The organism is Lutibacter maritimus (assembly GCF_900116115.1).
GTDB classification, from domain to species: Bacteria; Bacteroidota; Bacteroidia; order Flavobacteriales; family Flavobacteriaceae; genus Lutibacter; species Lutibacter maritimus.
The window spans coordinates 281,642-300,054 of record NZ_FOZP01000001.1 but is presented as its reverse complement, the minus strand read 5'-3'; the positions used below and the strand labels follow the sequence as shown (position 1 = coordinate 300,054).

General features: G+C 29.8%; 17 protein-coding genes. 5 read left to right on the top strand and 12 right to left on the bottom strand.

The window, feature by feature from the left end; genetic code table 11:
- Positions 1–5: 5 nt before the first annotated feature.
- Complete coding sequence (locus tag BM335_RS01520) at positions 6–791, bottom strand: polysaccharide biosynthesis/export family protein (protein WP_090222317.1); 786 nt, start codon at positions 789–791, stop codon at positions 6–8.
- 86 nt (positions 792–877) lie between these two features.
- On the opposite strand from BM335_RS01520, the gene BM335_RS01515 reads away from it, so the two are divergent.
- From BM335_RS01515 to secA, 4 genes are all read left to right on the top strand, one after another.
- Positions 878–1,654 carry an O-methyltransferase gene (locus BM335_RS01515; RefSeq protein ID WP_090222315.1) on the top strand — a complete coding sequence of 259 codons (777 nt, stop codon included), beginning with the start codon at positions 878–880 and terminating at the stop codon, positions 1,652–1,654.
- Between the two features lie 31 nt (positions 1,655–1,685).
- The gene (locus BM335_RS01510; RefSeq protein WP_090222313.1) at positions 1,686–2,261 is read left to right on the top strand and encodes a cob(I)yrinic acid a,c-diamide adenosyltransferase; all 576 of its coding nucleotides are present in this window, start codon (positions 1,686–1,688) and stop codon (positions 2,259–2,261) included.
- 89 nt (positions 2,262–2,350) lie between these two features.
- Positions 2,351–2,572: a DUF2795 domain-containing protein gene (locus BM335_RS01505; RefSeq protein WP_090222311.1), complete on the top strand. Its 222-nt coding sequence runs from the start codon at positions 2,351–2,353 to the stop codon at positions 2,570–2,572.
- Between the two features lie 169 nt (positions 2,573–2,741).
- Entirely contained in the window at positions 2,742–6,080 is a 3,339-nt protein-coding gene (secA, locus tag BM335_RS01500; protein ID WP_090222309.1) for a preprotein translocase subunit SecA, read from the top strand.
- Positions 6,081–6,136: 56 nt separating this feature from the next.
- On the opposite strand, the gene ppk2 (BM335_RS01495) is transcribed toward secA, so the two are convergent.
- The 10 genes from ppk2 (BM335_RS01495) to BM335_RS01450 all read right to left on the bottom strand — a co-directional run bounded on the left by ppk2 (BM335_RS01495) (position 6,137) and on the right by BM335_RS01450 (position 16,247).
- Positions 6,137–6,928: a polyphosphate kinase 2 gene (gene ppk2, locus BM335_RS01495; RefSeq protein WP_090222305.1), complete on the bottom strand. Its 792-nt coding sequence runs from the start codon at positions 6,926–6,928 to the stop codon at positions 6,137–6,139.
- A 1-nt stretch (position 6,929) separates the two neighbouring features.
- Positions 6,930–7,787, bottom strand: a complete 858-nt coding sequence (gene ppk2, locus BM335_RS01490; RefSeq protein WP_090222303.1) for a polyphosphate kinase 2 — start codon at positions 7,785–7,787, stop codon at positions 6,930–6,932.
- Positions 7,788–7,792: 5 nt separating this feature from the next.
- Positions 7,793–8,512 carry a sulfite exporter TauE/SafE family protein gene (locus BM335_RS01485; protein WP_090222301.1) on the bottom strand — a complete coding sequence of 240 codons (720 nt, stop codon included), beginning with the start codon at positions 8,510–8,512 and terminating at the stop codon, positions 7,793–7,795.
- Position 8,513: 1 nt separating this feature from the next.
- Positions 8,514–8,966, bottom strand: coding sequence for a FixH family protein (locus BM335_RS01480; RefSeq protein WP_090222298.1), 453 nt, complete (start codon positions 8,964–8,966; stop codon positions 8,514–8,516).
- Positions 8,967–10,382 carry a cytochrome c oxidase accessory protein CcoG gene (gene ccoG, locus BM335_RS01475; RefSeq protein WP_090222293.1) on the bottom strand — a complete coding sequence of 472 codons (1,416 nt, stop codon included), beginning with the start codon at positions 10,380–10,382 and terminating at the stop codon, positions 8,967–8,969.
- A gap of 153 nt (positions 10,383–10,535) precedes the next feature.
- The gene (locus BM335_RS01470) at positions 10,536–11,183 is read right to left on the bottom strand and encodes a cbb3-type cytochrome c oxidase N-terminal domain-containing protein (RefSeq protein ID WP_090222291.1); all 648 of its coding nucleotides are present in this window, start codon (positions 11,181–11,183) and stop codon (positions 10,536–10,538) included.
- Complete coding sequence (locus BM335_RS01465) at positions 11,176–11,370, bottom strand: CcoQ/FixQ family Cbb3-type cytochrome c oxidase assembly chaperone (protein ID WP_090222289.1); 195 nt, start codon at positions 11,368–11,370, stop codon at positions 11,176–11,178. Before BM335_RS01465 ends, BM335_RS01470 begins: the two co-directional genes overlap by 8 nt.
- Positions 11,371–11,376: 6 nt before the next feature.
- Positions 11,377–13,545, bottom strand: a complete 2,169-nt coding sequence (gene ccoN / locus BM335_RS01460; RefSeq protein ID WP_090222287.1) for a cytochrome-c oxidase, cbb3-type subunit I — start codon at positions 13,543–13,545, stop codon at positions 11,377–11,379.
- A gap of 21 nt (positions 13,546–13,566) precedes the next feature.
- Positions 13,567–13,776 carry a cbb3-type cytochrome oxidase assembly protein CcoS gene (gene ccoS / locus BM335_RS01455; RefSeq protein WP_090222285.1) on the bottom strand — a complete coding sequence of 70 codons (210 nt, stop codon included), beginning with the start codon at positions 13,774–13,776 and terminating at the stop codon, positions 13,567–13,569.
- A 95-nt stretch (positions 13,777–13,871) separates the two neighbouring features.
- Entirely contained in the window at positions 13,872–16,247 is a 2,376-nt protein-coding gene (locus BM335_RS01450; RefSeq protein WP_090222283.1) for a heavy metal translocating P-type ATPase, read from the bottom strand.
- 135 nt (positions 16,248–16,382) lie between these two features.
- Between BM335_RS01450 and BM335_RS01445 the strand changes: the two genes are divergently transcribed.
- Positions 16,383–17,069 (top strand): Crp/Fnr family transcriptional regulator, encoded by a 687-nt coding sequence (locus BM335_RS01445; protein ID WP_090222281.1) that lies wholly within the window; start codon positions 16,383–16,385, stop codon positions 17,067–17,069.
- Positions 17,070–17,147: 78 nt separating this feature from the next.
- On the opposite strand, the gene BM335_RS01440 is transcribed toward BM335_RS01445, so the two are convergent.
- Complete coding sequence (locus BM335_RS01440; RefSeq protein WP_090223217.1) at positions 17,148–18,392, bottom strand: cysteate-C-fatty acyltransferase; 1,245 nt, start codon at positions 18,390–18,392, stop codon at positions 17,148–17,150.
- Positions 18,393–18,413 lie beyond the last annotated feature (21 nt).

Below are 18,413 nucleotides of genomic sequence, written 5' to 3'. Positions count from 1 at the left end.
AATTATTATAAATTTTTAACCAATAATACTGAACTTACTAAAAAAGATAAGATTGTTACAGCGGTAGAAAATGTTTGTAAACCAGTTGTTCCTGTACCCCAAGATTTTTGTTTTAAAGGTGGTACATAAATAATATCATTTGGCTGAATGTAAAAATTATCAGATTCAAAAATGGCGATTTTTGTAAAATCTAATTTGTATTTTTTAACACCATCTAACGATTTTCTGATTACAATTACTTCTTGTCTATTCCCCATTTCTGAAATTTCTCCGGCATTAGCAATTGCATCAATAATAGTTACTTCATTTTGCATTAAATTAATTGTTCCTGGCGAGCCAACTTCACCAGTAGCTACAAATTTAATTCCTGCTAATTTTACAGTTACAAAAACCGCTTCCGGATTTTTTAAAAATTTTGCTAGTTCAACTTCAATTTTTTCTCTTATCTCTTTTTCAGTGTAACCTAAAACATTTAAATCTCCAATATATGGAATTCTAATATTTCCATGTCTATCAACAGTATAACCTGTAAAATACAAACCCTCTCCTTTTGCAGCTGCTCCGCCAGCATCATTACTTCCACTACTTTTAAATAATGATACTATTTCTGGATTTTCAGCTTTAATATCAATATATAAAATATCATTTACTTGTAATCGATATGGTTCATTATTTAATTTATAAATATCCGATTTGCTAACCGGTTCACCTTGAAAGTAAGTGGTTTGCTTTGTAGAAACACATGAGGAACAAATGGTAATAAAAATAAGGTATAAAAATATTTTTTTCATATAAATAAATGTGGGTAAGGCAAATATAATTTTAAATCGCTTATTAAAATAATTTTTCTATTATTTTCGCATTAAAATAAGCTTTCATGTGGTTTAAAATTTCTACATATTTATCATTTTTATTAAAATCAACAAATCAACATGGGGTGCATTCGCCTTTTGTTTATAATTTAGTTACAAAATGCTTTTATAAAAAAACATCTGAAGACAAAGTTTTATTGTTTAAAAAAATTAGAAATAGTTTAACTACTAATTATGCTACCATAGAAGTTTTAGACTTTGGAAAAGGCTCTAAAATTTTTAAAAGCAATACACGTAAAATTTCAGATATTGCCAACATTGCTGGAATTTCAACAAAAAAAGCCTTATTATTAATCCGATTAGTTGCATATTTTAAACCTAAAAATGTGCTTGAAATTGGAACTTCCGTTGGTTTAGCAAGTAGCGCTTTAAGTATTGGAAATTCAAATTCAAAAATAGTTACACTTGAAGGTTGCGAAAATACAGCGAAAGTTGCTGAAAATACATTTCAAAAGTTTCAATTAAAAAACATTCAATTAACCGTGGGCGATTTTAAAAATACGTTACCAGAAATTTTAGTTTCCTCAAATTTTGATTTCATTTACTTTGATGGAAATCATCAAAAAGAAGCAACTTTAAACTATTTTAATAGGTGTATAAAAACAGTAACGAACAATTCAGTTTTTATTTTTGATGATATTTACTGGAACCCAGAAATGACCGAAACTTGGGAAATAATTAAACAACATCCAAAAGTAACTGTTACAATAAATACGTATTTTTGGGGAATTGTTTTTTTTAGAAAAGAACAATTAAAACAACATTTTACAATACGAATTTAATAACGTAAGCATTAAATTAAACATATAGTTTATGAAAATATATACCAAAACAGGCGATAAAGGAGAAACATCATTATTTGGCGGAACCAGAGTTCCAAAATACCATTTACGAATTGAAGCCTACGGAACAATTGATGAATTAAATTCCTATTTAGGATTAATTCGCGACCAAAAAATAGATCAACATTCCGCAGATATTTTAATTGCAATACAAAATAAACTATTTACTTTGGGCGCAATGTTGGCAACGCCACCAGAAAAAACCTTTTTAAAAAGTGGAAAGGAACGCTTAAATATCAATAAAATTAATACTGAAGCTGTTGCGCTTTTAGAAAATGAAATTGATACAATGAATGAAACTTTACCTGCAATGACTCACTTTGTTTTACCTGGCGGCCATACAACGGTGTCATTTTGTCACATAGCAAGGTGCATCTGCCGAAAAGCGGAAAGAATTACAACTCAATTAAGTACTGAAAGTGAGATTGATGAGCAAATTTTAATTTATTTAAACCGACTTTCTGACTACTTATTTGTGCTGGCACGAAAATTGACTTACGACAATAACGCTCAGGAAATTCAATGGATTCCTGAGAAAATAAAATAAGTTCTTTTTAATAGTGAAAAAAAAGCAAAAAATACTTGGTTTTTTAAGTAAAAAAATTATTTTTGCAAAAATTTAATACACATAAAATTATGTATTGGACATTAGAATTAGCATCTTATTTAGCAGATGCACCTTGGCCAGCAACAAAAGATGAGTTAATAGATTATGCAATTAGAACAGGTGCTCCTTTAGAAGTTGTTGAAAATCTTCAAGAAATTGAAGACGACGATGAGAATTTTGAATCAATTATCGAAATTTGGCCTGATTATCCTTCCGATGAGGATTATCTTTGGAATGAGGATGAATACTAAAAAATATTAAAAACCTAAAAAGTCTCTATTGAGGCTTTTTTTTATTTTTTAACTTATTATTTTAATTTGAAGTTAAGATATAATCTTAAATTATTTTAACTTCGCTTTGTAATATTTAACACTATTAAACCCTTTTTAAAAGTTGGTATAATAAAAAAATAACCTAAAAATGAGTATATTAAATTCAGTTCTAAAAATATTTGTTGGAGATAAAAAGAAGAGCGATCTAAAACTACTACAACCAATAGTTGCCAATGTAAGAGCCTTTGAAAGTGAAATTTCAAAACTATCTAATGATGAATTAAGAGCAAAAACAAATTATTTCAAACAAAAAATTAACGAAGGAACATTAGAATTTACTTCAAAAATAACAGCACTAAACGAAGAAGCTCATGATGCTAATGTTGACAGAAAAGAAGAAATTTACGCCGAAATTGATAATTTAGAAGATTTACGTTACGAAGCTTCTGAACAAATTTTAAAAGAAATCATGCCTGAAGCATTTGCCGTTGTAAAAGAAACAGCAAAACGCTTTGTTGAAAATGAAAATATTACGGTGTCTGCAACGCCTTTTGATAGAGAACTTTCCGCAACAAGAGACAATATTAGTTTAGAAGACGATAAAGCCATTTGGAGAAATACTTGGGATGCACAAGGTAAAGAAGTTACTTGGGACATGGTACATTACGATGTTCAATTAATTGGTGGAGCCGTTTTACATCAAGGAAAAATTGCTGAAATGATGACTGGTGAAGGAAAAACACTAGTTTCAACGCTTCCAGTATATTTAAATGCACTTACAGGAAAAGGAGTTCATGTTGTAACAGTTAACGACTATTTAGCAAAACGTGATGCTGCTTGGATGGGACCAATATTTGAATTTCACGGATTAAGTGTTGATTGTATTGACCATCACCAACCAAACTCTGACGAACGTAGAAAAGCTTATAATTCAGATATCACATACGGAACAAATAACGAATTTGGTTTCGATTATTTACGTGATAATATGGCACATTCGCCAAATGATTTAGTGCAACGTCCACACAACTATGCAATTGTTGATGAGGTCGATTCAGTTTTAGTGGATGATGCCAGAACACCATTAATTATTTCTGGAGCAACAGCCAATGCTGATCGCCATGAATTTAATGAATTAAAACCTAGCGTTGACAGAATTGTTACCACGCAACGTAACTATTTAACAGGTGTTTTAGCTGAAGCTAAAAAACTAATTGCTGAAGGCGATACAAAAGAAGGCGCTTTTTTATTATACCGTGTTTTTAGAGGATTACCAAAAAGTAAAGCATTAATAAAATATTTAAGTCAAGAAGGTATTAAGCAATTGTTGCAGAAAACGGAAAACTTCTACATGCAAGATAATAACCGTGAAATGCCAAAAATTGATGAAGAATTATATTTTGTGATTGATGAAAAACATAATTCAATTGAATTAACTGATAAAGGAATTACATTTTTATCAGGAGATGATGGCGATGAAAACTTCTTTATTTTACCAGATTTAAGTACCGAAATTGGAAAAATAGAACAAGAAAATACTTCAACAGAAGAAAAAACAGAGAAAAAGGAAACGCTTTACAGAGACTTCAGTATCAAAAGTGAGCGTATTCATACAATGAATCAACTATTAAAAGCATACACCTTATTTGAAAAAGATATTGAGTATGTAATTATGGATGATAAAATTAAAATTGTTGATGAGCAAACTGGTCGTATTATGGAAGGCCGTAGATATTCAGACGGTTTACATCAAGCAATTGAAGCAAAAGAAAATGTAAAAATTGAAGCAGCTACACAAACATATGCTACGGTAACACTTCAAAATTACTTTAGAATGTACCGCAAACTATCTGGTATGACGGGTACTGCAATTACAGAAGCTGGCGAATTTTGGGACATTTATAAATTAGATGTTGTTGAAATTCCAACAAATGTTCCTTTACAACGTTTTGATAGAGAAGATTTGGTATTTAAAACCAAACGTGAAAAATACAATGCTGTAATTGATGAAATTGTAAACTTGGTAAATCAAGGTCGTCCAGTTTTAGTTGGTACAACATCTGTTGAAATTTCTGAATTATTGGGTAGAATGCTTGCCATCAGAAAAATAAACCACAATGTATTAAACGCGAAATTACATAAAAAAGAAGCCGACATTGTAGCGCAAGCAGGTAATGCTGGTGTTGTTACCATTGCAACAAATATGGCGGGTCGTGGTACGGATATCAAATTGTCTGAAGCTGTTAAAAAAGCTGGAGGTTTGGCAATTATTGGTACAGAACGTCACGATTCTAGACGTGTTGACCGTCAGTTACGTGGTAGAGCTGGTCGTCAGGGAGATCCAGGATCATCACAATTTTATGTTTCTTTAGAAGACAACCTAATGCGTTTATTTGGGTCTGAAAGAATTGCCAAAATGATGGACAGAATGGGATTACAAGAAGGTGAAGTAATTCAACATTCTATGATTACTAAATCTATTGAACGCGCACAACGTAAAGTTGAAGAAAACAACTTTGGTGTTCGTAAACGTTTATTAGAATATGATGATGTTATGAACTCTCAACGTGAAGTAGTTTACAAACGTCGTCGTCACGCATTATATGGCGATAGATTACAGGTTGATATTGTAAATATGGTATATGATACCTGTAGTGCATTAATTCAGGAAAATAAAGGTACAAATGATTTTCAAAATTTTGAGTTTGAATTGATTCGTTTTTCTTCAACAAGTTCTCCTTTTACTGAAGAAGAATTTAAAACATTACCAGCTCAAGAATTAACTGATATTTTGTTTGATAAAGTTTATAAACATTATAAAGAAAAATTAGCTAGAAATGCACAAGCTGCATATCCTGTTATTAAAGAAGTTTACGAAAAACAAGGTGACAGATTTGAAAGAATTGTTGTTCCTTTTACAGATGGCTCAAAAGAATTGAAAGTTGTAACAAACCTAAAAGAAGCTTATGAAACTGAAGGAAAAGGGTTGGTTACAGATTTTGAAAAAAATATCACTTTAGCAATTATTGACGATACTTGGAAAGATCACTTACGCCAAATGGATGAATTAAAACAGTCTGTTCAAAATGCTACTTATGAGCAAAAAGATCCGTTATTAATTTACAAATTTGAATCATTTGAGTTGTTTAATTCGATGCTTGATACCATAAATAAAGAAGTATTATCATTCTTATTTAAAGGTAGTTTACCTTCTCAAGATTCAAATCAAGTTTATCAGGCTAGAGAGCATAAACGTGAAAAAGTTAAGTTAAGTAAAGAGGAATACCAAAGTCCTACAGAAGCAACACAAACCAACCAAACTCAGCAACCACAAGTTGTTGAAACCATTGTACGAACTGAACGTAAAATAGGTAGAAATGAGCAAGTTACTATTAAAAATGTGATGACAGGTGAAAATAAATCTGTGAAATACAAACAAGCAATTCCTTTAATTCAAAAAGGTGATTGGGTAGTTGTTGAAGAGTAACTTATTTTATAAATAATAAAAAAGCCTTAATTAAAATTTAAGGCTTTTTTATTGAATTAAATTTCCAACTTTTTATCATAAGGAATACTCTTTAATATATGATTTATGGCTGCTACTCTAGCAAAAGTCTTTTTATTAGCTCTTATAACTTTCCAAGGCAAACCGCTTAATGCTGTATTTTCAAACATTTTTGCTTTATAAGCAGTATAGGTATCCCAAAGTTCTTGTGCTCTCTCATCAACAGAAGTCATTTTCCAATGTTTTAAAGGATCATTTTTAATATCTTCAAAACGTTTTGCTTGCTCGCGTTTAGAAATTGACATATATATTTTAACCAAACGTATACCTGATTCGGTAATCATTCTTTCAAATTCGTTGACTTGTCTCATGAAAGTTTCATATTCTTCAGGTGTACAAAATCCGTTTACAGGTTCTACTACTGCTCTATTATACCAGCTTCTATCAAAAAAAACGATTTCACCAGCTTTTGGAAATTGATTAACATATCGTTGAAAATACCATTGTGTTTGCTCATCTTCTGTTGGTTTAGGCAAAGCTATAATTCTTAAATGACGAGGATTCATACGTTCCGTAGCTCGTCTAATTGCGCCACCTTTTCCTGCTGCATCTCTTCCTTCAAAAATTATAATTACACGTTCATTTTCATTTATTGCCCATGTTTGTAAACGAATTAATTCAACTTGTAATTTTTTTAATTTTTTTTCATATTTAACATACCTAACAGCTCTTTCTAAATTGTAAGGCTCTTTAGATAATATTGCTTTTAATCCTTTATTTGAATTCAGAATTTCAACATCTTCTTCTGTAAGTTTAAACTTCTTCTCCATATTAATCAATTTGTTTTGATGAACGATAATATCTTGAAATTATGTTTGGATCTGGCAATAAAATAGTTAAAGCTTCACTTTTACCATCATAATTAAACAATGATAATACATGACGAATACTCTCAAGCCTTGCGGTTTTTTTGTTGTTTGCTCTCACTATAATCCAGGGGCTATAACTGGTATGTGTTTTGCTATACATTAACTCTTTAAAGTGTGTATACTTGTCCCAAAGTTCTTGACCTTTTCTATCTACCGGGCTATATTTCCAACGCTTTAGTGGTGTTGAAATTCGTTCATTAAATCTGGCTAATTGTTCTCCTTTAGAAATTGAAAACCAAAATTTTATAAGTACAACACCGTCTTCATAAAGCATATGTTCAAATTCAGGAACTTGTACCATAAAATTATCATATTGAGATTCATTACAAAATCCCATTACTGGCTCTACTACAGCTCTATTATACCAACTTCTGTCAAAAAAAACTATTTCTCCAGAGTTTGGTAATTCCTTTATATACCGTCTAAAATACCATTGCCCACGCTCAACTTCTGTTGGTTTAGTTAACGCAACTACACGCATTGCACGCGGATTTAAATGTTCTGTAAACCTTCTAATATTTCCTCCTTTTCCAGCAGCATCTCTACCTTCAAAAATTATGGCAACACGCTTTTTATTTTTTACAACCCACTTTTGAAATTTTACCAATTCAATTTGTAATTTCTTTAGTTCTTCTTCGTAAAATATTTTGGCATTTACTTTTTCTAAAGATATTTTTTTATCGTTTATTAGTTCAATAAGTTCTTGGTTTGTTGATATACTTTCAAAATCATTAAGAGTTAGCTTTGGGTTTTCTTCCATAAGTACTATTCATTTTCAACGGTTATACATTCTGCTGGATTATTAGAAATTTGTAATTTCGCATCAGAAGGTGAAATATACGGAATACCTAAACCTAGCCCTCGCAAAATAAATAATATTCCGATAATAACAACAAAAACTGGAATTGCTTTTTGTATTTTTTTTCGAAGAGTTAAATTAACAAAATTTCCTAATAAAATTGCTGCTGTCATTAAAGGAATTGTTCCTAATCCAAATAAAAACATATACAATCCTCCATTTAACGCATTACCTGTTGAAATTGAACCAATTAAAGCCATATAAACTAATCCACAAGGTAAAAAACCATTAAAGAACCCAATTAAAAAAATTGATTTATTTGATTTTTTATTGAGATAAAGTCCTAATTGTTGCTTAATTTTTCCAATAATTTTATATAAAGGTTTTGTGAAATTATATTTATTGAATAGTGAAACTGGAATTATTATTAAAAAAATCATTAAAACGCCCACCAAAATGGATAAGCGTTGTTGAAAACCTGCTAAATACAATCCTTTTCCAATAAATCCAAAAAGAACACCAATTATAGAATAACTTAATAATCTACCAAAATGGTACAAAAACGTTTGAAAACTTAATTTTGATTTGGATGATTTATCTACAGGTAAAACAAAAGCGATAGGACCGCACATACCAATACAGTGAAAACTACCAGCCAATCCTAAAATTAGTGCAGTCCAAAGCATATTAATAAATTAATTTTTCTTTGTATAAATAATCAATATTATTCACATTCCACTCAATTTTTACATCCCACCTACCTTCAACTAATTTTTCATCTTTAATTAAAATTTCATTTGAAGTTAATTTAATTGGAATATTAAAATCAATTTTATCGTTTGATAGTCTAACAAAAGAAATGGTGCCATTTATTTTTGATGGCTCAAATTCAACAGGAAATATAATTGTTAAGCCTAAAGAGTCCTTTTTAATTTTTATATTTTCTTTTAAAGCAACACCTTTATTTTCTTTATTAATTTCCTGCTGATAGTTAAGTTCATCTTTATAATATTCTTCAGAAACTAAATGATGGTCGTATTCTGGCATAAATGTAACTTTATACACAAATGATAGAATAAAAATTACAAACGCTGTAATTGCTATTATAATTCCCGTTGGCCAACTTATTTTTAATTTCATTTAGTTTATTTTTAAAGGTCCGGTAAAGTTAGTTGAAGTGGTTTCAATTAATTTACCTTTGGAATAAATTCCAATTTTTAGTTTTTCTTTCGACGAATTTAGGTCTTTTTTATTAATTTCAATAAATAAAGTACCTTCTTTTAAACCTTGTTTTTTTACATTTAAAGTGCCTCCAACCATTAAAATTTCACCTTTGTGTGATATTAATTTAATTTCAACATCATCAATATCTTCCGTAGTTTTATTAATTAATTTTACGGTATATACATTTTTAATTGTGTTTTCTGTAGATTGAAATGTTTGTCCTGGTAATCTCAAAATAGTTGCTTCTACATCATTTCTTAAAAACAACATGGTAACTAAAACTCCTATTAAAATTGTTAATATTACTGAATATGCAATTAATCTTGCTGTAAATTTAAATTTCTCTTTTTTCTCAATATTGTCTTCAGATGCATAACGAATTAAACCTCTTTCAAATCCAGTTTTATCCATTATATCATTACAAGCATCAATACAAGCAGTACAGTTTATACATTCTAATTGAGTTCCATTTCTAATGTCAATACCTGTTGGGCAAACTTGTACACATTGTTTACAATCTACACAATCTCCATACCCTAACGTTTCTCTATCTTCACCTTTTCTAATCTTTTTCCTACCTTTTTCTCCTTCTCCTCTAACAAAATCGTAAGCAACATTTATAGATTTATTATCTAATAAAACACCTTGCAATCTTCCATATGGACAAACAATAATACACACTTGCTCTCTAAACCAAGCAAATACAAAATAGAAAACAGCTGTAAAAGCTAATAATTTAATTAGCATACTCACATGAGCTAAAGGACCTTCTGATATATATGCTAAAACTTCATCAGATCCAACAATATATGCTAAAAATACATTTGCAATGATAAATGAAATTAAAAAGAAAGCAATCCATTTTGTTACTCTTTTTCTAATTTTCTCGGCATCCCAAGCTTGTTTTTCAAGTTTTATTTGTTTACTTCTATCACCTTCAATTAGGTATTCAATTTTTCTAAAAACCATTTCCATAAAAATAGTTTGAGGACACATCCATCCACAAAAAATTCTACCAAAAACAACTGTAAACAATATTACAAATACAACACTTACCAATAGAGATATTACTAATAAATGAAAATCTTGCGGCCAAAAAGGAAACCCGAAAATATGAAATTTACGTTCTATAACATTAAATAACAAAAATTGATTTCCTTTCACTTTAATAAAAGGAGCTGCTAATAAGAATGCTAATAAAAACCAACTTACATAGGTTCTGTAATTGTATAATTTTCCTTGTGGTTTTTTTGGAAAAATAAATTTTCTTTTTCCACTTTCATCTATTGTTCCAATAGAATCTCTAAATTTTTCTTTTACTTGTTCTCCCATATTTTGATAAAAAAAGGCTTTCTTTTTATTTTTTCACTTTCCAAATTTATAGCTAATAACTTAACTTAATAGAAACAAAAGTGACAAAAAATAAAAACAAAGCCTAATTGATAGCCACTAATAAAAACTATTCAATTTCTATTTATTTTAACCTTATTCTTCAGGCCAAGTAATATCTCCTTCAGGCGCTTTTGGCGTTGCTGGTTGAGTCCCTTGCATTGAAACAATATAACTTGCTAACTGAATTCTTTCTTCTCTACTAATTGTACTTTCCCAAGCTATCATACCTTTTCCTGGTCTTCCACCTTTAGAAATAGTGTTAAAAATGCTTTTAACATCTCCACCTAAAATCCATTTATTGTCTGTTAAATTAGGACCAATACTTCCTCCTAAATCAGCTAAATGACAAGCGAAACATGTTTTTTCAGTAAATAATGCTTTTCCTTTTGCTAAACTTTCTTCATCAGTTAATGCAACTATATTTGAATCATCAAATAATTGAGGGTTAGCAGCTTTATAGGCTTCTACCTGAGCTTTTCCTTCTGCTATTTCTGTAGCAAATTCTTCTGCTTGACTATATTCTTCTGAATTATAAAATACTTGAATATAATAAAATATACTAATTGCTATTGTTATATAAAACCCTGCTAACCACCAAGGTGGCAATACGTTATCTAATTCTTTTATACCATCATAATCATGGTCTAACATAATATCTTCTTCGGTTCCTAAGTCGTGTGCTTTGGTCATAGATTTCATAAACCTTTTCCAAGCAGATATGTTTTCTGAATTTTTATTCATGGTTAAATTCTTTATTATTATCGTTATCTAAAGGCAATTGACTAACTTCATCAATATTTCGTTTTGGTAATTTATATACAAAAACAATCATAGTTACAAATACTGTAAAAAACAGTAATAATGAAATTATTGGGTATATTTCTACGCCATCAATGCCTTCTAAATTATGCTTTATAAATTTTAACATATAAAATTATTTTAATGCTGTTGTGTTTGCTTTAATATCCGTACCTAAACGTTGTAAATAAGCAATTAAAGCAACAATTTCTTTATTTTGAATATTACTAGAACCGTAATTTTTCACAAATTCAGGATCTTGTCTTAAATTTCCTTCTATTTCTTTTGCTTGTGCTAAAAGTGCTTGTTTAGCTCCGCTAATATCTTCTGCAGTATAAGGTACTCCTAATGTTACTAAACCTTTCATTTTACTTTCTAAATTTGAAGCATTCATGTCATTTTTAAGTAACCAAGAGTAACGTGGCATTATTGAACCTGGAGATGTTGAACGTGGATCCATCATGTGATTAAAATGCCAGTTGTCATTATATTTTCCTCCAACTCTATGAACATCTGGTCCAGTTCTTCGTGATCCCCATAAGAATGGAAAATCATATACATATTCTCCAGCTTTTGAATATTCACCATATCGTTCTACTTCTGAACGGAAAGGACGAATCATTTGAGAGTGACAGTTATTACAACCTTCTCTAATATAAATATCTCTTCCTTCTAACTCAAGCGGGGTATAAGGTTTTACACTTTCTATAGTTGGAATATTTGATTTTACTAAAATTAATGGAACAATTTCAACCAAACCACCAATTAAAATAGCAACTGTGGTTAAAATTGTAAATAATACTGTTTTTCTTTCTAACCAAGTATGGAAACCTTCACCTGCAACTCTTTGTCCGCTAATTTTTTTCAACGGAGCAGCTTCTGCTAATTCGTCTTCAACAGTTGAACCTGCTTTTGCAGTTTTAATAACGTTTATTGCTAATAAAATAAATCCGGTTAAATATAAAGTACCACCAATTGCACGCATTGCGTACATTGGAATTACTTGTGTAACTGTTTCAAGGAAGTTACCATACACTAACGTTCCATCAGGATTAAATTGTTTCCACATAAAAGCTTGTGTAAACCCAGCAACATATAATGGAATGGCATAAAATAAAATACCTAAAGTACCTAACCAAAAATGCGTATTTGCTAATTTTCTAGAATATAATGGTGTTTTCCAAAGTTTTTCAGCTAACCAATATACAATTCCAGCAATCATAAATCCGTTCCAAGCTAATGCTCCAATATGAACGTGACCTACAATCCAATCAGTATAATGTCCAATAGCATTTAAATTTTTAAATGATAACATTGGTCCTTCAAAAGTTGCCATACCATAACCAGTAATTGCAACCACAAAGAATTTTAACACTGGGTTTTCACGAACTTTATCCCAAGCACCACGCAATGTTAATAAACCATTAATCATACCACCCCATGATGGGAAAATAAGCATTACAGAAAATACGGTACCTAAGTTTTGTGCCCATTCAGGTAAAGCAGTATATAATAAATGGTGAGGACCAGCCCAAATGTATAAGAAAATTAATGTCCAAAAGTGAATAATGGATAATCTATAAGAATAAACAGGTCTATTCGCTACTTTAGGTACAAAATAATACATTAAACCTAAAATTGGTGTTGTTAAGAAAAATGCCACAGCATTATGTCCGTACCACCATTGTACCAATGCATCTTGCACTCCTGAATAAACTGAGTAACTTTTAAATGCAGATACTGGCATTTCTAAATTGTTAAATATATAAAGAACAGCAATTGTTACTAATGTGGCAATATAAAACCAAATAGCCACATAAATATGACGTTGTCTTCGTTTTAAAATAGTACCAATTAAGTTAATTCCAAAAACCACCCAAATTAAAACAACCGCAATATCAATTGGCCATTCTAATTCTGCATACTCTTTTGAAGATGTTAAACCTAAAGGCAATGTTATTGCAGCGGCAACTATTATTGCTTGCCAACCCCAAAAATGAATTCTACTTAAAACATCATTAAACATTCTCGCTTTTAATAATCTTTGCGTAGAATAATAAACTCCTAAAAAGATTCCATTACCCACAAAAGCAAAAATAACTGCATTGGTATGCAATGGGCGTAAACGACCAAAGCTTAACCAAGAAATTGCGTTATCTGCTCCTGCAAATTCTAATAGTCCTGGGAAAACAAAAAGTAGTGCTACTAAAAGCCCTACTAACATTCCTACAACTCCCCAAAGAATTGTAGCCCAAAGGAACATTTTTACGATTTTATTATCATAATAAAACTGTTCTTTTTCCATACTTATTTGATTAATTGTTAATTATTTATTTTTAGTTGATTGAGATTTCTTTTCAGTGTCTTTGTGTTTGTCTTTATTTTTTTCAGTAACTAACTCATCATCAAATAGCATACGTACTGATGGCGTATACGTATCTTCATACTGCCCAGATTTTACTGATTTAATAAATATAATGAAAAAAAATATGGCTACAATAATACTAACGCCTATTGTAATATATACGACTTCCATTTTTTAGTTATTAGTTTTTTACTGATTTTGCTACAAAAATAATTTTTTCGATGAAAAATTATATGATAATTATCATATTAAAAAAATAATGTCAACTAAATTACAAACTTTTTTGAAACCAAATTAGTCATAACTGTTACAAAAACCACAATACTTATTGAACTTAACGGCATTAAAATTGCTGCTACAACTGGCGTTAACTGACCAGTTAATGCAAAATACATACCTATTAAATTATATAGTAATGAAATTACAAAACTTGTTTTAATTATTTCAATAGTTTTATTTGACAGTGTTAAAAACTTTGGAAATTTGTTGAAAAGTTTTGCATCTAAAATAGCATCACAAGCTGGAGAAAATACATTTACATCTTCTGAAATTGCAATTCCAACATTGCTTTGCGCTAAAGCTCCCGCATCATTTAAACCATCACCAACCATCATTACCTTTTCTCCTTTTTGCTGTAAATTTTTTATGTAATTTAATTTATCTTCTGGTTTTTGATTGAATTGAAATTTAGTGTTTTTAGGTAAAAAATTTTGCAAATAAGTTTTTTCACCTTCGTTATCACCAGATAAAATAATTAAATTGTAGTTTTCTTTTAATGTATTAAACACTTCTTGTAAACCATCTCTATAACTATTTTGAAATATAAAACATCCTTTTACTTCATTGTTTATTTTAACATAAATTGAAGTTTCATTTATACTTTTAGATGCTACTTCAACAAAACTCGCAGAACCTAATTGAATTGACGTATTATTTATAGTAGCTTTAATACCTTTTCCTAATATTTCATCAAAAGAAGTTAGTTTTTCTGCAAATGGTTTTTTATTAATATGCTCATACAAAGTTCTGCTTAAAGGATGATTTGAAGCTCTTAAAACTGTTTTAATTATTTTAAGTTCGTCAGATGTTAAAGCTGTTCCAGTATATTCCAATTGTGTTTTATGACTTGTAGTAATAGTTCCTGTTTTATCAAAAATAATAGTAGTTACTTTTGAAATTTGTTCTAAAGTTTCGGCATTTTTTAAATAGAATTTTTTGTAACCAAAAATTCGTAACATATTACCAATAGCAAATGGCGCAGACAAAGCTAATGCGCACGGACAAGCAATAATTAATACGGCTGTAACAACGTTAAATGCCATTGATGGATTTTTAAAATACCAAAATATACCCGCAAAAAATGCAATAGTTAAAATGGCAATGGTAAAATATTTACTTATAGAATCTGTTAAATTTTTTATGGTAAAATCAGTTGTTTTATTAAATACATCATTACTCCATAATTGTGTTAAATAACTTTGAGAAATTGTGCTAATTACTTCCATTTCAATGGCGCCTTGCGTTTGTTTTCCTCCTGCAAATAACTTATCGCCGCTTTGTTTTACTGTTGGAACAGACTCACCTGTAACAAAACTATAATTGATAGCTGCATTTCCGTTAATTAAAATTCCATCAACAGGTATTAATTCTTCATTTCTAATTAACAATCTATCACCTTTTTTAATATCATTCACTGGAATATTTATTTCCAATCCATCAACAATTTTAGTCACTGCAATGGGAAAATACGATTTATAATCGCGTTCAAAAGATAAAAAATTATAGGTTTTTTGTTGAAAAAATTTACCAAGTAATAAAAAGAAAATCAATCCAGCCAAACTATCAAAAAAACCAGAGCCAATATCTAACAGTATTTCAATAGTACTTCTAATAAATAATACTGAAATTCCTAACGCAATAGGTACATCAATATTTAATATTTTATGCTTTAACCCTTTATAGGCCGAAATAAAATAGCCTTTTCCTGAATAAAAAACTACCGGAATTACCATTACAAACATGAGCCATCTAAACAAATATTTATATTTTTCCAACCAAAATTCATCAACCTCAAAATATTCAGGAAACGATAAAAGCATAATATTACCAAAAGCAAAAGCTGCTATTGATACCTGATAAATTAATGTTTTATCAACTTTATGTAACTTTTTATTGTCGTCTTCTAAACTTATGTAGGGTTCGTACCCAATTGAAGTGATTAATTCTGCTAACTCTTTTAAGTGACATAAGTCATTTTTAAAAGTTATTCGCAATGTTTTATTTGGAAAGTTTACCATAGATGTAATTACACCTTTATTTAATTTCGATAAATTTTCCAGCACCCAAATACAAGAACTACAATGTATGCTTGGTATATAAAATTCAACAACCGAAGTAGATCCATCATTAAATTCTAACAATTTTTCAACTATTTCGGGGTTTTCTAAATAATTAAATTTGCCTTTAATCTCTTTAGGAATAGTGCCCGGAGCATTTTGCAAATCGTAATAACAAGTTAATTCATTGGCATTTAAAATCTCGTAAACGGTTTTACAACCGTTACAACAAAACTCTTTTTCGTTAAAAATAATTGGTTTTTTACCACAATCTGCCCCACAATGGTAACAATCTTTTGAACTCATACTTATTATTTACGTTTGCAAAACTATAAATTAGTTGAATTTTATCTATGACAAATATCATACATTGTAAGTGATATTTGTCATTTTATTTTTTAAATTTGTAATCGATAACACTTTATTTAAATTTAATGATATATGTCGAACTGCAGACAATGCATAATTAAACGTTTTAACGCTTTAAAGACATTAACCCAAGAAGAATTAGAAAAATTTTCTGATCACAAAACTACTTTGGTTATAAAAAAAGGAGAAAACTTATTAACTGAAGGAAACGCTATAAATGGACTTTACTGCATTAGAGATGGTAAAGGTAAAATGACTAAACTAAATACCAACGGTAAGGAACAAATTATAAAGTTTATTAAAGGTGGTGATATATTAGGACATAGGTCTATTTTAAGCGAAGAATTAGTTGGTTTAAATGCCATTGCCCTTGAAGATATGCATGTTTGTTTTATTCCTAAAGGTGATATTTTAGAAACCATAAAAGAAAATGCTAATTTTTCGTTGGATTTAATGCGAAATATTTCTCAGCAACTAAATGATGCCAATACTTCTATTTCACAAATGGCTCAAAAACCAGTGAAAGATAGATTGGCTGAAACTTTAATTTATTTAGAAGAAATTTTTGGAGTTGATAATGAAGCTTGTATTGATGTTATTTTAACACGAGAAGAAATAGCAAACACTATTGGTACTGCAACAGAATCAGCAATTAGATTACTTTCTAACCTAAAAAAAGATCGTGTTATAGATTTAATTGGAAAGAAAATTAAAATTATAAATAAAAGTGCATTAAAAAATATTTCAGAAGGATATTAAAATGTTGTTCTTTTAATTAAAAAAGCCTTTTAGAAATTTCTAAAAGGCTTTTTTAATTTTATAAATATATTAAAAGATTTACATCATGGAAGCTGCAATTCTTTTATAAATACCTTTTTCAAGTTTTTCTCTAATTGCAGAAAACGACTCAATTGTTTCTTTTACATCTTCTAAAGTATGAGCTGCAGTTGGAATTAATCTTAAAATTATCAATCCTTTTGGAATTACTGGATACACAACTATAGAACAAAATATTGCATAATTTTCACGTAAATCATTTACCATTGCCATGGCTTCTGGAATATCACCTTCTAAAAACACTGGTGTCACACACGTATTTGTTTTACCAATGTTAAATCCGTTCTCTTTTAATCCATTTTGAAGCGCATTTACATTTTCCCATAATTTTGCTTTCAATTCAGGCATTGTACGCAGCATATCTAAACGTTTTAATGCCCCTTTAACCATTGCCATTGGTAATGATTTAGCAAACATTTGTGAACGCATATTGTATTGTAAATACTGAATAATATCTTTATCTGCAGCAAAAAATGCTCCAATACCAGCCATAGATTTTGCAAATGTTGCAAAGTATACGTCAATTCCATCCTGCACACCTTGCTCAAAACCAGCACCTCTTCCGCCTTCACCTAAAGTTCCAAAACCATGTGCATCATCCACTAAAAATCTAAAATTGTACTTATCTTTTAAACCTACAATTTCTTTTAATTTACCTTGCTCACCGCGCATTCCAAAAACACCTTCTGAAATTACAAGTATTCCACCGCCAGTTTCTTCTGCAAGTTTAGTAGCACGCTGTAAGTTTTTTTCTAAACTTTCAATATCATTATGTTGATAGGTAAATCTTTTTCCATGATGCAATCTAACACCATCAATAATACAAGCATGAGAATCAATATCATACACAATTACATCATGTTTAGTAACCAATGCATCAATAGCAGAAACCATTCCTTGATACCCAAAATTAACTAAATATGCGGCTTCTTTACCAACAAATTCTGCACATTCTCTTTCTAGTTGTTCATGGTAAACAGTGTGTCCAGACATCATTCTAGCTCCCATTGGATATGCCATTCCATATTCAGCTGCAGCCTCAGCATCTGCTTTTCTAACTTCTGGATGATTTGCTAAACCTAAATAGTCATTAATACTCCAAGTAACAACATTTTTACCGTTAAATTTCATTCTGTTTGAAATTTCACCTTCAAGTTTAGGAAATACGTAATAACCTTCAGCTTGTTTTGCCCATTTTCCTAACGGACCTTTATCTTTTACGATTCTTTCAAATAAATCTTTCATTAGTATATTATTTATGTCTAA

Bases quoted from the DNA above. Each gene is read 5' to 3' on its own strand.
- BM335_RS01520 (WP_090222317.1), bottom strand. From the start codon at position 791: ATGAAAAAAATATTTTTATACCTTATTTTTATTACCATTTGTTCCTCA.
- BM335_RS01515 (WP_090222315.1), top strand. From the start codon at position 878: ATGTGGTTTAAAATTTCTACATATTTATCATTTTTATTAAAATCAACA.
- BM335_RS01510 (WP_090222313.1), top strand. From the start codon at position 1,686: ATGAAAATATATACCAAAACAGGCGATAAAGGAGAAACATCATTATTT.
- BM335_RS01505 (WP_090222311.1), top strand. From the start codon at position 2,351: ATGTATTGGACATTAGAATTAGCATCTTATTTAGCAGATGCACCTTGG.
- secA (WP_090222309.1), top strand. From the start codon at position 2,742: ATGAGTATATTAAATTCAGTTCTAAAAATATTTGTTGGAGATAAAAAG.
- ppk2 (WP_090222305.1), bottom strand. From the start codon at position 6,928: ATGGAGAAGAAGTTTAAACTTACAGAAGAAGATGTTGAAATTCTGAAT.
- ppk2 (WP_090222303.1), bottom strand. From the start codon at position 7,787: ATGGAAGAAAACCCAAAGCTAACTCTTAATGATTTTGAAAGTATATCA.
- BM335_RS01485 (WP_090222301.1), bottom strand. From the start codon at position 8,512: ATGCTTTGGACTGCACTAATTTTAGGATTGGCTGGTAGTTTTCACTGT.
- BM335_RS01480 (WP_090222298.1), bottom strand. From the start codon at position 8,966: ATGAAATTAAAAATAAGTTGGCCAACGGGAATTATAATAGCAATTACA.
- ccoG (WP_090222293.1), bottom strand. From the start codon at position 10,382: ATGGGAGAACAAGTAAAAGAAAAATTTAGAGATTCTATTGGAACAATA.
- BM335_RS01470 (WP_090222291.1), bottom strand. From the start codon at position 11,183: ATGAATAAAAATTCAGAAAACATATCTGCTTGGAAAAGGTTTATGAAA.
- BM335_RS01465 (WP_090222289.1), bottom strand. From the start codon at position 11,370: ATGTTAAAATTTATAAAGCATAATTTAGAAGGCATTGATGGCGTAGAA.
- ccoN (WP_090222287.1), bottom strand. From the start codon at position 13,545: ATGGAAAAAGAACAGTTTTATTATGATAATAAAATCGTAAAAATGTTC.
- ccoS (WP_090222285.1), bottom strand. From the start codon at position 13,776: ATGGAAGTCGTATATATTACAATAGGCGTTAGTATTATTGTAGCCATA.
- BM335_RS01450 (WP_090222283.1), bottom strand. From the start codon at position 16,247: ATGAGTTCAAAAGATTGTTACCATTGTGGGGCAGATTGTGGTAAAAAA.
- BM335_RS01445 (WP_090222281.1), top strand. From the start codon at position 16,383: ATGTCGAACTGCAGACAATGCATAATTAAACGTTTTAACGCTTTAAAG.
- BM335_RS01440 (WP_090223217.1), bottom strand. From the start codon at position 18,392: ATGAAAGATTTATTTGAAAGAATCGTAAAAGATAAAGGTCCGTTAGGA.